The following is a 13,560-nucleotide window of genomic DNA, read 5'->3' as shown; positions in this document are numbered from 1 at the left end:
AATGTCCGACAAGGCGCGCAAAATCCAAGTTTTCACGTTTTAATGCACATCGACAACGCCACGTGAATGTACGGAAACCGGGGTTGTAAATACCTTTTGCTGTTCGATATCGGTGGTCTCGCCGACAATCTGGAATTCCCCGCGCAACCGGATGTCGTCCGCCGCGGCGCCAATTTGAACTTCGATCGCGCCAGGTTCGACGACGTACTGCAGATTGCGGTTGTAAAAGCCCAGCTGGTGCGCAGACAATTTGAACGTGACCAGCGCCGCTTCTTTTGCCTCTAGGTGCACGCGTGCGAAACCACGCAGTTCCTGCACCGGCCGCGTCACATCGGCAGCGCGATCGTACACGTACAATTGCACCACTTCTTCCCCGGCCCGATCTCCCGTGTTCTCGACCACACAAGACACGTCGACCGTGTCATGGATGCCGATCTCGCTTTGCGACACAGCAAGCTCCCGATATGCAAACGTCGTGTAGCTGAGGCCGTGGCCAAACGCGTACAGAGGTTTGTTGCTCTCGTCGACATACACACCTTTCCAGTGCGAGCGTCCGCCGCTTGGCTTATGGCCGTAGTAAATCGGAACTTGGCCCACGGAACGCGGAATCGTGATCGGCAGCTTGCCGGAAGGGTTAATGTCGCCGAACAGCACGTCAGCAATGGCAGGCGCACCCTCCTCACCCGGTAACCAGGCCTCGAGAATGGCAGGAACGTGTTCGGCAATCCATGTGATGGACAGCGGGCGTCCGCCGACGAGCACGACGATGGTTGGCGTACCTGTGGCGACAACGCGCTCAACCAACTCCTGCTGCGCACCCAACAACGTCAATGTCGCGCGATCCCGCGACTCGCCAGTCGTACAGCCATCGGTGAGTCCAGCGCGATCGCCGACAACGACAATCGCCACATCGGCCTGGCGCGCAACTTGCTCTGCTTCGGCGATGCCGGATGTATCGTCGCCCAGCACATCGCAGCCCTTTGCGTACAGGACTTGCGCCGCATCCCCCACCTTTTCGCGGATGGCTTGCACGATGGTCTTCATTTCAATGAAGTCGTCGACACTCTTCATTCCCTTTGGCATCGGCGAGTGGAACACATTATCTTCGGACTGCTCGAGCAGCGACTCGATATGGCATGGGTACGCGTAATCGCCGACCATGTTGCGGATGCTGTCCGCATTGGGTCCGATCACGGCAATTTTGCCACCGCTCCTCAGCGGAAGTAAGTTGCCTTCGTTCTTCAAAAGGACGATCGATTTGGCGGCTGCCTCGCGCGCCAACTGCCGCTGTTCATGATTGTCGAACAGATTTGGTGCACGGCCTTCATCGACAAACGGCCGCTCGAACAAACCGAGTCGGAATTTGGCCGTCAACACACGCCGAACCAAAGCATCGACTTGCTCCATCCGCAAGCGCCCCTGGTTCACCGCCTCGACGAGTGGCTGTCCATAGACATCTCGGCTCGGCAGTTCCACATCGACGCCAGCCTCGACTGCAAATACGGCCGCTTCGACTTTGTCGCGAGCAACCTGATGATATTCAAACAATTGGTTGACCGCGAAGTAGTCGGACACGACGATACCCTCGAAGCCCCAGCGATTGCGCAAGGTCTCAACCAGGAGATCCCGGTTGTGGTGACAGGGTACACCGTCGAGTTCGTGGTAGCCCGGCATGATGGATTGCAGCTTGGCCTCGCGCACCACGGCCTCAAATGGATAGAGGTAGACTTCGCGCAGTTCACGCTCCGGAATATGTGCGGGCGCCCAGTTCATGCCGCCCTCGGAGGCACCATAGCCCACAAAGTGCTTACCAGTGGCGATCACGCCGTCGCGTAGATCATCACCTTGCAGCCCACCGACATAGCCAATGCCCATTTGTGCAACGAGGTAAGGATCCTCACCAAACGTTTCTTCGACGCGCCCCCAACGTGGATCGCGCGTGACATCGAGCAGGGGCGCAAGCGCTTGCTGCGCTCCGACGGCGCGCATCTGTGTACGGATCACTTCGCCAATCCTCCGAGCAATGTCCCGATCCCAGGTGCTCGCAATGCCGATGGTCTGCGGAAAGCACGTGGCGCCTTTTGCCATGTAGCCACTGCACGACTCCTCGTGTACGAGCGCCGGAATCGACAGGCGTGTCTGCGATAGGAGATGCTGCTGAATGCGATTGGCAAGGCGCGCTGTGTCTGCTGGATCGAGATTCGTGGCACCGCCGATACGCGTGATTTGACCAATACCGTGTTGGAATAAGCTAGCCGCCTTGGCGTCGGAAAAAGCGAGATCGTCAAGGACTTCGTAGGCCCATACAGACGTGAGCTGTGCTGCCTTTTCTTCGATGGTCATCTCGGAAAGCAAGAGTTCCACTCGTTCTTCTATCGGTAGATTGGGGTTTTGGTAATTGTGTTCCATTTTTACTCTCCCTCCTGATGCATAGCCCATGGGCGACATTTATTTACCAAAGCCAGCAAACATGCCGCGAAGGAGCCATCGACGTCCAAAGATATAGGCAAGAATTAGTGGTAAAGCGGAAAGTATCACGGCTGCCATGGTAACTGGAACATTCATCGTATATTGGCCCTGAAAGCTTACGATAGCCAATGGCATTACGCGCGAACTCGTACTTTCAGTAAGCACCAACGGAAATAAAAAGTTATTCCAAGCTTGCACAAAGTCATATATGGCGACGGAGACCAAGGCTGGAGTGGCCAAAGGTAGAACGAGTCGCCAAAGAATTTGGAAATCATGAGCCCCATCTAGGCCCATGGACTCATACAACTCGTTCGGAATGTCGCGCACAAAGTTGACAAGAATCAAAATGGTTAAAGGCAATCCAAATGCGACAGATGGTAGGATGATCCCGATCAGCTTATCGTAGAGCCCTAGATCGGTAATCAAAATATAAATCGGGATGATGGCTGCTTGTATCGGTAATGCCAACCCTACCAAGAATACGTTAAATACAGTCTGCACGGTCTTTGTTTTGCTTCGAACAATGACGTAAGCACACAGAATTGAGCAGCCTACGATGAGAACCACAGTACACAGGGAAACGATTACACTATTCAAGAAATAATGGAGAAACCCTGCCTGTAGTACCGTCGTATAGTTTTGAATCGTCGGGTGCAGTGTGGGAAGCCAAGGGATTCCCATTAAATAGCCTTGTTCCGACCTAAAACTGGTCATCACCATGTACAACACGGGATAGAAAGCTATCACAAGCCATACAAGACCAAGAAAAGTGAAGAACATGTTATACCACTTGGGCAAGCGTATCGTTGATGTTCCAGCAAGTTCGGTACCGTACTTGGTTGGAGCCGCCGTCGACATTACATCCCCTCCAGTTGGCTCTCCATCCTGTGGAAGCCGGTAAAACGCAATGTCAAAATGGAAAGGACTATACCGGCCACAGCCAGGATGACTGCAAGTACACTTCCGAGCCCAATATTTTGATTGGCGAATGCCTGTTTGTACATATCCATGGCCAAAACGGTCGTAGCCTCACCCGGTCCACCGTTTGTCAAAACATAAATTAGGTCAAAGTACGTAAGTGACCCAGTCAGAATAAGGACGGAAGACGTGACTACTGTATATTTCAATTGTGGAATTGTGATATGGATAAATGAGTTCCATGGTCCAGCTCCGTCGATCCGTGCGGCTTCATATAAGGAATCAGGGATTTGTTTCGCGCCGCTTTGATACAGCAACGAGTGGAACGGGATAAATTGCCACGCGATGATCATACTGACGACCAACATAGCAAGATGAACGTTTCCCAGCCAATTCTCCGTCCCATTCCCAATTCCGACTGCCTTGAGTAAAGAATCCACTAGCCCGAAGTTCGGATTTAGAATGTAGGACCATGTCACCCCTATCGCGACAGATGAAAACAATAGGGGAACGAAGTAAAATACGCCGAGAACCGCGCGGTGCCGTTGCTTGCCCGCCAGAAACACGCCAATAAGAAGGCTGATAGGCGTTTGAAAAATCCATGACAGTACCATTAATTCAATGGTAAGGCGAAGTGCCATCCAAGCCTCGCCATCAGACATCGCTTGAGCCCAATTGGCAGTACCAACCCACTTCGCCGCACCAATACCATTCCAGCTGAGCCCGCTATAATACACGGCAATAATCATAGGAAAGAGTGCGAACACAGCGAAAAACAACACAGCAGGAAGTAACATGAGCCACCGCCGCCAGTTCATCCCTTCACTCATCAAAGCCACATCCTAACCGCTTGAATTTCGGTGGCCCCGCTTGGCGGGGCCGCAAGGTTTTACATATGCTTGTTCATATCTGCCGAAAATTGCTGCGGTGTCATCTGATTCAGGAAGAGCTTACTCAAATCCGTTAATAGTTCTTGGGCCTCTGCTGGTGGCAGCGCCTGATCCCAAGACGCCTGGAAGTTGGGCGCGTTCTTGACGAGATCGTATGTGAACGACAGATATCCTCCGTAGGTTGCATGCTTCAGCTGACCCTCGATTCCCTTAACGGGTGGGACGTCTCCGATGCTAATCCAATCCTTCACGTTCTGATTGTTCAATACCGCGTCTTTCAGGAACGTGACATCTGCAGCCTTGTTCTTAGACGCCATAGAGATGGAATAATAGTTGGATGGATTACCTGCAATGTCATTGACATTGCCTTTACCACCCGGGATCTTTGGGAATGGTATAAAGCCAAGGTTGCCTTGTTGTATAAACGCCTTGTCGTTCGACAAGATGGTAGCAAAGCCCCAACTACCCATGAGCCAAAGCCCAGCACGGTTCGTATACAGAAGAGCGGCATCCTCACTTTGATTTGAACTAACGGAACTGAATCCCGGTTCAAACGCACCAGCGTTGACCAACTGTTGAATCATGGTATTAGCCTTGATAAAGGCTGGGTTCGACCAGGCGTTCTTTTTGCCCGACAACACAGCATCAAATACCTGCGGCCCACCAATACGATCAACCAGGTACTCCTCGTACATAAGTTCGGGCCATTCATCTTTTCCGCCGAGCGAAATAGGAGCTATCCCGTGACTCTTTAGCACTTTGACGTCAGAAAGCAGTTGCGTCCAAGTGCTTGGCGGAGTCAAATGATACTGTTTAAATACTTGCTTGTTATAGAACATCATAACCGGTTGAACATTGTCATTCGGCACACCGTAGATCTTCCCATCTATTGTAACCGGTTTCATCACAGACGGGAGGAAGCGGTTTTTCCATGAAGGATCTGCATTGAGTGCCGAAGTTAGATTGTACACATCGCCCGCTTTGACATAAGCCGCCAACGTGCCGCCGCCCCATCCGACAAAAATATCCGGAGGATTGTGGGCTCCCATCGCAATTTGGATTTTTTGCTTGTAGGGATCGTTTTCAAAGAACTGAACTTGTGACTGAATGTTCGGATGTGTTTTGTTAAAGCTGTTGGACATGTTGATGACCACTTGCTGTGCTGCACCTGTTTGAATGTCCCAAATCGTCACCGTTTGCTTGCCCGCACTAGCCGCAGCCTGCGTCACATTAGTGGTAGCCTTTGCACTTTGTCCGGAAGCATTGCTCACGCCACACGCACTAACCAAACCGCTTAGGATAGACACGGTACCTACGCCAATTCCAAATTTCACAGCCGTCTTTCGTTTCAATCTGAACACCCCTCTTGATTCGGATGTCAAACAAATATACGTAATCATATTCATGCGTAACGCTGAAATTCCTCCAAATTCGTGTTGTACCATCGTGCGTTCCATTGACGTATCCAGTCGTTATTTTGTTGGGTAATCTGTCGAAAAAAAAAAAGGCACGAGAAGAGATTCATTTCTCTCTCGTACCTACTCAAACCGTAACCTTTTAAGACATTTACCCCTCCACCGACCGCTCATGATCCAGCGCCGCATGCAGGCGTTTCTTCAATAACCAGTATCCGTAACCACAGCCCACCACGACAATTGCGGCTGGAATCACGGTGATTTGCCAGTGGTGGTCAACAAACTTCCACAACCCTCCAATGACGCCACCAAGCGCAAGAAACGTCGCAGTCCACAAACCTGACGCTAATAGGTTTAACGGAATGAATACGCGCAACGGGGTCCGATTGATACCCGCAAGGTACGGTACAATATCGCGGACGACGGCGATATACTTGGCAATGATAAGGATCAACCAAGGTTGTTTTTGAAACATGCGTTCACTGCTAGCCAACCGTTTCTCTGTAAGCCCTACATATTTGCCATAGCGGACGAGCAGCGGTCTCCCACATACGCGCCCAATCCCATAGGCAATGGTCGATCCCGCAAACGTCCCCAAAGCTGTCACGACAATGAGCCACCCAATATTCAGATGCAAGACGCCACTTCGGGACAAAACACCTGTCGTCGTCAAAGCCGTCTCGCCGGGAACGACCAAAATGAAATACTCCAACATCAACATCACAAACAAGCCCAGATATCCATAATGCTCAATTAGCGAAACGAGATGGATGATGGCCACCTCCAAAGAGAATTGCAACCCTTTCGGATTACTACGACATAGAGACGGCTTGCGCTCAAATGCAGTTCACCAAGTACAGTCGCAAGTACCGCCAAAAACATGCAAGGTTAGATTGAACCAAATGTGTCGCGACTGCGTCTTTGTTCGTGTTATGATATCCGCCGATAGGAGTGAGACCATGATACACGCCGCTGCTGTCAATCCATTTGACACCCATGTATACCATATGATCAATGGATTGGCTGGACACAGCCATTTGCTTGACGACATCATGATTTTCTTCGCAAAGGACGCGTTAGAACTTTACGCCTGCATGTTTATCGCTGCATGGTTCGCCTTGCCAAAGCGCGACATTGAGCAACGGAATGCGCTTGCCGTGGCAGGCTTTTCTGGAATTCTGGCACTTGTTATCAACGTGATCATATCCCACTTTATTTGGTTCCGGCCGCGGCCTTTCACGGTATTTCCGAAGGGCTCCTTCACACAGCTCATCACGCACCCGGCTGATGCATCGTTCCCAAGCGATCACACCTCCGGATCGTGGGGCTTTGCGACGGGCGTCATGGGACGTACGCCGAAGTGGATTTCAGTTCCATTCACCGTTCTGGCCATTATCGTCATGATTGCGCGCGTGTTCGTCGGCGTACACTATCCGACAGATGTTCTTGGTGGTGCTGTCATCGGTATCATCGCGAGCCGGGTCATGTGGCTGTTCGGGCGCCAAGTCATGCCGCTTACACGCCTGGTTGCACGCCTGTTCGGCTATGGTGTCAAGGCAGGAGCTGCACAGCACGACACACAGCACTCCGCATAAAGAATCATTAAAAAGGCGGGCCGGTTTGGCCCGCCTTTTTTATCGTCATTGGCTGTCCATGTTGCTCGGCCGCCGTCTGCCTTTGCGCATGCTCCACAGCATCCACAGCCAGTGGGTAGTCACTCCGACACCGACAACCCACGCAATGCAGAACAACAACAGTCCAACAAATGGGATATTGCAAAACGCCACCAACAGGCTGACGCCGACCAGCGCAACCACCCACACCGGTCGCTTTGCCGGATCAGTCATCACCATATATCCAATCCACACCGCTACGACCGCCAAGCCGATGATAGCGGCAACGGCATACAAGAAGAAACAAAGCACGGCAAACGGTATGCCTACCAGTGTCGCAGCCAAGAGCGCACAAAATGCGACGGCACCGACACTGACAAACAGCCCCGTAAGCCCGACGCGCCGGACAGAGCGTTGCATTTCCGCTAACGGCACGCGAATGGTTTCGCGCAAAGCCGCGGCAATCACAGTGAGTAGCAGGGTCAAGACGATGCTGACAGCTAACAAACCACCCCAGACGGCCAAGGCGCCAAGACCGGTAACCAGCGCACCACTCCAAAACGGATCGGTAAGCGATGCATGGAAGACTGTGTAAACCTTCGCACCAGGAGACGTGTGCACGGCCCCACCGAGATCGACCACCATGTCGACGCGCGATGTGGGTAGCAGAGTCACGTCGCCGTTAATTACAAGAACGTGATCCGCAATGCCTGCAATCGTGAGATTGTGGCCGACGACCACAATGTCGCCGACGGCCTGCCCTGGGGGAACTTGGGTTGCGCTCGTCCGGATGAGCCCTGCATTTGTTGTGCGCTGCGCCGCCAACGCGGACGGCACGATGGCGGAGCCGATGGCAATACATAAAAGCATGCCCCACAAACTGTACAGCCACCGCCACCTCATAATAGGACCTCGCTTCTTCGCGACGACCTGAGCAGGCGCGCAGTCCCAAATAGCGAGATGCCAAGAAGGAGCAGGCTGAACGCCGCTGCCACAACCAGCCACTGCTGATGCACCGCGGTCGGTATCGACACTAAGCCGCGCAACACGGCTGACGCGAAGTGAAATGCAAGTGTCACCAACGAACCAATCGGCGACACGACGAGACCGACAAGCGCACACAGGCCAATTATTGAACAACACAGGTAGACATAGACAAGGCGCCTTGACTGTACAACCTGATGCTCTTCTGCAAGTGCCGCCACCACCCGTGCCTCAAGTCCCAGGGGCGGCTCAATCGTTTGGGCGTAAGCCGCCACCTGCTCTTCATCCGCCAGAAGGTCGGCAAACAAGCTCGCGCAGGCAGGGCAAACGGCTAGGTGTGCGCGCACACGCTGCTCTTCCACCGCGCTTAACTCGCCGTCTACGTACGCAGTCAGTAACGACTCCCAATCGCGACAACGATCCATCATCCATCACCCCTCTCGCCGCCCAAAAACCGCCGCAACTGCATGCGTGCGTGATGCAAGCGCGATCGCACCGTTCCTACAGGAATGTCGAGCACCTGTGCTATCTCGTCGTACTCGAGCCCATGGAACGCGCGTAGCACGATGACCGTACGATGCTCTTCATTTAAGCGAGCCAAGGCACGATCAACGTCGATCCTCGCCGCCGCCGCATCTTCTGCCCCCGACACCGCGGCACTCACCTCGTCGCTCGGCGACTGCGCGCGCCGTTGGCGGGAGGCCAACATGTCGAGGGAAACGCGAACGGCAATGCGAGCAAGCCATGTGGGAAACGTGCGTTCTTCCCGCAACTGCTTCAAAGATCGGAACGCCTTAATGAACGCCTCCTGCGTTGCGTCCTCTGCGTCTGTTGCGTTTTGCAAGACGCCGTATGCAGTCCGGTAGACAAACTGTTGATAATTGCGAACGATGTCCGCCAACGCCTCGGGTTTGCCGCGCCGCGCCTGACGAATCAGGTCGAGGTCCGCTTGCTCCAACCAAGATCACCTCCGGCGGCGACAGGCCAATACCCAACAACAGCAAGCCGCATGAAACACAGATGAGCATTTCATCGGTACGGCCGTTCGTCTTCATAGACTACGTTTGTGCATGTTTGGTTCACCGGCAGGCTTATTGGGACTCACCCCCATCCACCTCCAGCATGCGTTCGATCTCGCTGTACATCGGTACAGCCGCCTGGGCACCAGGCCTTGTCACCGCGAGAGCGGCAGCCGCTGCGCCAAAGCGCAGAGCACGAACGAGGTTTTGCTCGTCAAACGCTGCCGCAAAGGCCCCGATAAACGTGTCACCAGCCGCTGTTGTATCAACGGCACGTACAGGAAACGCCGGCAAGCGAATCAGGCCGTCGCGCTGCCAACAGACCAGCCCTTGCGCGCCAAGCGTGACAACCACGATTGCGATCCCGATACCCGCTAGTGAGCCAAGCACTGACCAGTCCCCGTCCAGTCCCTGTGGCACCGTTCCGATGAGTGCGGCAGCTTCCGTTTCATTCATCACGAGCACGTCGACGCCGCGTAAGGCCTCCCCCGTTAGCTTGCGCATCGGCGCAGGATTGTACAAAACGCGCACCCCTGCCGCCTTCGCGATACGGAGCGCCTCCTGGTTCGCGGACCAAGGCACTTCATTCTGTAGCAACAGCATATCGCAGGACGTCAAAATGGAGTCGGCACGTGCGACATCCGCGGGCTCCAGCAGCCCATTTGCCCCCGCAGCCAGCACGATGTGATTTTCTCCGTCCGCTCCGACCTCAATAATGGCCAACCCGGTTGCCCCAGGCTTGTCCACAACATGCCCGATATCCACACCGGCACTCGCCAAAGAGTCGCGGGCAGCTTGAGCAAACGGGTCGCCTCCTGTAGCGCCAATCATCCAGACATCCGCACCGGCCCGTGCTGCTGCGACCGCCTGATTGGCACCTTTGCCGCCCGGTGAATACTGTACGCCGCGCGCAACCACTGTTTCCCCAGGCGAGGGCAGCTGATCTACCGACGCCATGACATCCATGTTGATGCTTCCCACGACCGCAATCCGCATACACATCCCTCCCTAAAGGACCGGCAGTCGAATGCCGACGTGCGTACCAACCCCTAACCGACTTTGAACAGAAATGTCACCCGCAAATTCGTCGACCAGCTTTTTCACCATAAAAAGGCCAATTCCCTGCCCACTCTCGTCTTCATTTTGCTTTTCATACTTGCGGAAGAGCCTCTCCATCTGCTGCTCTGTCATACCGACACCGCAATCGATCACGTCGAAATGCAACATCTGCTCCGCAACACGACAGATGACTCGGACGGTTCCCCCTTCGTCGCTGTACTTGATAGCATTGCTGATGACGTTCGAAAAAATGAGCTTGTACCCCAAGCGATTGCCAAGGCAGGTTACCGTCTGCGCGACATCGATCTCGGCGACCAACTCGATATTTTGCGTACGAGCCTTGGTCCCCATAATATGTAGAACTTCATCAAGCACAGCGCGCGGATGTAAAATGCGTTTATGCCAAATCGACTCTGCGGCGAGCATCTGCTCGGTCGTCATGATGTGTGAGATTTCGTGATCAATCACGACTGTGTAGTCGACGATAGTTCGCAACTTCTTCGCCCGTTCCGGATCGGGCTCGTCGGCGCTGAGCAACGTGGCATAGGCCTGGATAACCGTTAAAGGATTGCGCACCTCGTGCGATACGACATGCACAAAATCGAGCTTCTGCTTGTATAAATCCATCTCTGACTCCAACTTCGCCTGCGCGCTCAGCGAAGGGTATGCATATTGTTTCTCCCCTGCGTGCTCATAGAGATTGCTGCGGATCAGCTCACGATCCGTCATTAGATACGGATGTGTCCGCATCATTTCGATTTGGACCGAAGCCGGTACCTGCTTGGCGTCATAGGCACATACGGTGAGAAAGCCCAGCTCACTGACCGTGAAATCACAGCTTGACTCGTAGCGATATAATTTCTCCTCAATGTCCACTTCGTCCGTCCAATCCACGTGCCCCCATAGGCGAACGGGTCTGCCCTGTGTGATATACGGATCAACCGCTTGGTTTAAGCGCCGATGAACATGATCAGGATGAAAATCATCGGTCATCCCATAAAATCCGCAATTGTCGACATAAGAAACGCAGTCTGGTATCCGACCATACCTTTGCAACAATACTTGCGACATATCCGACCACAAAGACGTAGATTCAATGAAAACGACGTGTTGCTTTTGCGCCATTGCCGTTTCAATAAACGCGATGGCATTCGCGATATACACGTCCTTATTCATATAGAAGTACAAAACATGCGCACCATTCTCTACATGCAACTGGTGCGTGAGCGCGATGGTAGATTGCACACCCAACGGAAGCCAATCCCCTTACCCCAATCGAGTTTTACTGGACGAACGCCATTGTAGCAGAATCTGTGTTTGTTTGGCGAAACGACCAGCGAGGCCGCCTTGTCGGCAGCGCCGACTGGCAGACGGCCCCGTACCCATCAGCAACCTCCAGGACATCCGGGATCGACAACGACGTCTTTTACTTCAGGTTTCACGTAGTATTTTGGCACGTTTACGACGATGCGCCGATTTACCCTGATGACCGGCTGTACAATAGGTACCTCCCGGCATACGTAGCAGTCGTGATACTCGTACACGGGCGGGCAAACAATGGGCGGACATGGTTTCATCATATGCCTTTATCCCCTTTCTTGGCTGGTGATGCTACAGGATACTAGGCATCCAACACATGCGTGGCGGCGTTTGCCCTGCCCATGTAACGAATTCGTCAATGACAGGAATTTATGGAACATTGGGCACAGTCAACGCGTGATCGGCCGTGTCAGGAGGAAACCAACGAATGCCGACGCTGGGATGCTCACCGTCGCTCGCATTGTGCTGAATCAAAGCCGCTGGCAACGGATTGTCGCCCAACTCAATCACCGTTCTCCCCGGATCTGAAGTGTAAAACGTCAAGCCCCGTATTTCGTCAATGGATGGCTGATGCGCACCAAATACCGGATCCGATATTTTACGAATGTGAATGTATGTCCTGCCAAACTGATGTGTGACGTCGTATGAGACATACTGTTGGGCGACGTTGTAGTGAAGCAGTCGACTCGTGCGCGCCACAAGCACCTTTCCCTCGTGCTGATGTGCTGCGAGAAGACGCAAGGCCGCCACCGCGTCCTTTGGCAGAACGCCTGGGTAGGGCGTGCCACATAGGTGTTGCGCCACCACGGCGTAGCCGTGCTTGGCCTCCAATGCCCGTAAATGCTGTTCTGTCAATTGTTCATGCAAACCATACGGCGTCCAGTTCCAGCGCACCGCGCCTTGCGGACTGTAGTGTTCGTTCGTATAGCGCCAAAATCCCCACACGCCTCGGCCATCCGCCAGTCGTAGAGGGAAGATGACCGAATCGCGCACGAACTGATTGCTCGACGTGTCGGGCCAGACGAAATGAATGCCATGCGGAATTGTGATATCCGTGTGGTAATAGGGCGATCCCGGCACCTCGCCCTGCTGATACTGATAAAAACCTGCACGCCGATACGATCCGAAGTTGTCGACGTTCGACTTGTTGCCGTGATCGGTCCAGACTTCAATGTGGTCGCCGCGCTTGGCCAAAGCATTGGCTGCCGTGGCGGCCAGCGAACGGCGAAATACGGTCGTGTGCTCATCGACGCGGCTGAAGTCTCCGTATGTATGGAGCGTATCGACCCAGCCACATTGGACGTAACGATCCAGCACAGATGCCGCATAGGGTTGAGCCGTGATGCCGCGGAAATACGTGAGCTCATTCGCCATCGGAACGTGGTTGAGATCGATAAACGCTTGATGATCATTGCCATTAAACATGAAGATGGAGTCCGCATAGTCAAGACCCAATCCACGGCCGATAGGCGTCTGTTCAGTCGTATTGATAAATCGATGCACGAGATTGAATTTGCGTAAAGTCTCGCTATCCGCATCTGATGAGAGGGCAAGCATGGCTTGATATGGGTATGGAAATTTGCGCATGCCGTACACTTTCGGACCTTGCCCCGCGTTGTACCAATCGTTCGTTTGCGTCGTATGGAGGGCCTGGCTTGACGAAGCCATGGCCACGGAACACGGGAGCAAAGCCGATGTAAGCAGTGTGGCAAAGAGGGCGGATCGGCAATGTTGTCGTTTCATGAAATCACCTCCCAACACTGATGTTCCCGATTCCGGGAGGTGATATGTTAGGGGAGAAAAGGGAACTCAGGAACAACTTCTTCCGTATTCAGCATCCGTCAATTTACTTCTTACGCCGAGAAACCCAAAT

General features: G+C 53.6%; 12 protein-coding genes. 1 reads left to right on the top strand and 11 read right to left on the bottom strand.

The window, feature by feature from the left end:
* Positions 1-39: 39 nt before the first annotated feature.
* The 5 genes from QMF38_RS13900 to QMF38_RS13880 all read right to left on the bottom strand — a co-directional run bounded on the left by QMF38_RS13900 (position 40) and on the right by QMF38_RS13880 (position 6,473).
* Entirely contained in the window at positions 40-2,409 is a 2,370-nt protein-coding gene (locus QMF38_RS13900; protein ID WP_281759775.1) for a glycoside hydrolase family 3 N-terminal domain-containing protein, read from the bottom strand.
* Positions 2,410-2,448: 39 nt separating this feature from the next.
* Positions 2,449-3,327: a carbohydrate ABC transporter permease gene (locus QMF38_RS13895; RefSeq protein WP_281759774.1), complete on the bottom strand. Its 879-nt coding sequence runs from the start codon at positions 3,325-3,327 to the stop codon at positions 2,449-2,451.
* Positions 3,327-4,217, bottom strand: a complete 891-nt coding sequence (locus QMF38_RS13890) for a carbohydrate ABC transporter permease (protein ID WP_281759773.1) — start codon at positions 4,215-4,217, stop codon at positions 3,327-3,329. The genes QMF38_RS13895 and QMF38_RS13890 overlap by 1 nt, the downstream gene beginning before the upstream one ends.
* 59 nt (positions 4,218-4,276) lie before the next feature.
* Positions 4,277-5,638 carry an extracellular solute-binding protein gene (locus tag QMF38_RS13885; RefSeq protein ID WP_281759772.1) on the bottom strand — a complete coding sequence of 454 codons (1,362 nt, stop codon included), beginning with the start codon at positions 5,636-5,638 and terminating at the stop codon, positions 4,277-4,279.
* 205 nt (positions 5,639-5,843) lie between these two features.
* Entirely contained in the window at positions 5,844-6,473 is a 630-nt protein-coding gene (locus QMF38_RS13880) for a DedA family protein (RefSeq protein WP_281759872.1), read from the bottom strand.
* Positions 6,474-6,651: 178 nt separating this feature from the next.
* Between QMF38_RS13880 and QMF38_RS13875 the strand changes: the two genes are divergently transcribed.
* Positions 6,652-7,287 (top strand): undecaprenyl-diphosphatase, encoded by a 636-nt coding sequence (locus QMF38_RS13875; RefSeq protein ID WP_281759771.1) that lies wholly within the window; start codon positions 6,652-6,654, stop codon positions 7,285-7,287.
* A 45-nt stretch (positions 7,288-7,332) separates the two neighbouring features.
* On the opposite strand, the gene QMF38_RS13870 is transcribed toward QMF38_RS13875, so the two are convergent.
* The 6 genes from QMF38_RS13870 to QMF38_RS13845 all read right to left on the bottom strand — a co-directional run bounded on the left by QMF38_RS13870 (position 7,333) and on the right by QMF38_RS13845 (position 13,430).
* On the bottom strand, positions 7,333-8,208 hold the full coding sequence (locus tag QMF38_RS13870) for a TMEM199/VMA12 family protein (protein WP_281759770.1): 876 nt from the start codon (positions 8,206-8,208) through the stop codon (positions 7,333-7,335).
* Positions 8,205-8,717 carry a zf-HC2 domain-containing protein gene (locus tag QMF38_RS13865; RefSeq protein ID WP_281759769.1) on the bottom strand — a complete coding sequence of 171 codons (513 nt, stop codon included), beginning with the start codon at positions 8,715-8,717 and terminating at the stop codon, positions 8,205-8,207. The genes QMF38_RS13870 and QMF38_RS13865 overlap by 4 nt, the downstream gene beginning before the upstream one ends.
* Positions 8,714-9,247, bottom strand: a complete 534-nt coding sequence (locus QMF38_RS13860) for an RNA polymerase sigma factor (protein WP_006446978.1) — start codon at positions 9,245-9,247, stop codon at positions 8,714-8,716. Before QMF38_RS13860 ends, QMF38_RS13865 begins: the two co-directional genes overlap by 4 nt.
* A gap of 133 nt (positions 9,248-9,380) precedes the next feature.
* On the bottom strand, positions 9,381-10,304 hold the full coding sequence (gene rbsK, locus QMF38_RS13855; RefSeq protein ID WP_281759768.1) for a ribokinase: 924 nt from the start codon (positions 10,302-10,304) through the stop codon (positions 9,381-9,383).
* 12 nt (positions 10,305-10,316) lie between these two features.
* Positions 10,317-11,612 carry an MEDS domain-containing protein gene (locus QMF38_RS13850; RefSeq protein ID WP_281759871.1) on the bottom strand — a complete coding sequence of 432 codons (1,296 nt, stop codon included), beginning with the start codon at positions 11,610-11,612 and terminating at the stop codon, positions 10,317-10,319.
* Between the two features lie 444 nt (positions 11,613-12,056).
* Positions 12,057-13,430: a hypothetical protein gene (locus QMF38_RS13845; RefSeq protein ID WP_390854715.1), complete on the bottom strand. Its 1,374-nt coding sequence runs from the start codon at positions 13,428-13,430 to the stop codon at positions 12,057-12,059.
* Positions 13,431-13,560: the final 130 nt, after the last annotated feature.

The organism is Alicyclobacillus hesperidum subsp. aegles (assembly GCF_027923525.1).
Classification (GTDB): Bacteria; Bacillota; Bacilli; order Alicyclobacillales; family Alicyclobacillaceae; genus Alicyclobacillus; species Alicyclobacillus aegles.
The sequence above is the reverse complement of the archived record's forward strand: the minus strand, read 5'-3'. Positions and strand labels throughout refer to the sequence as shown.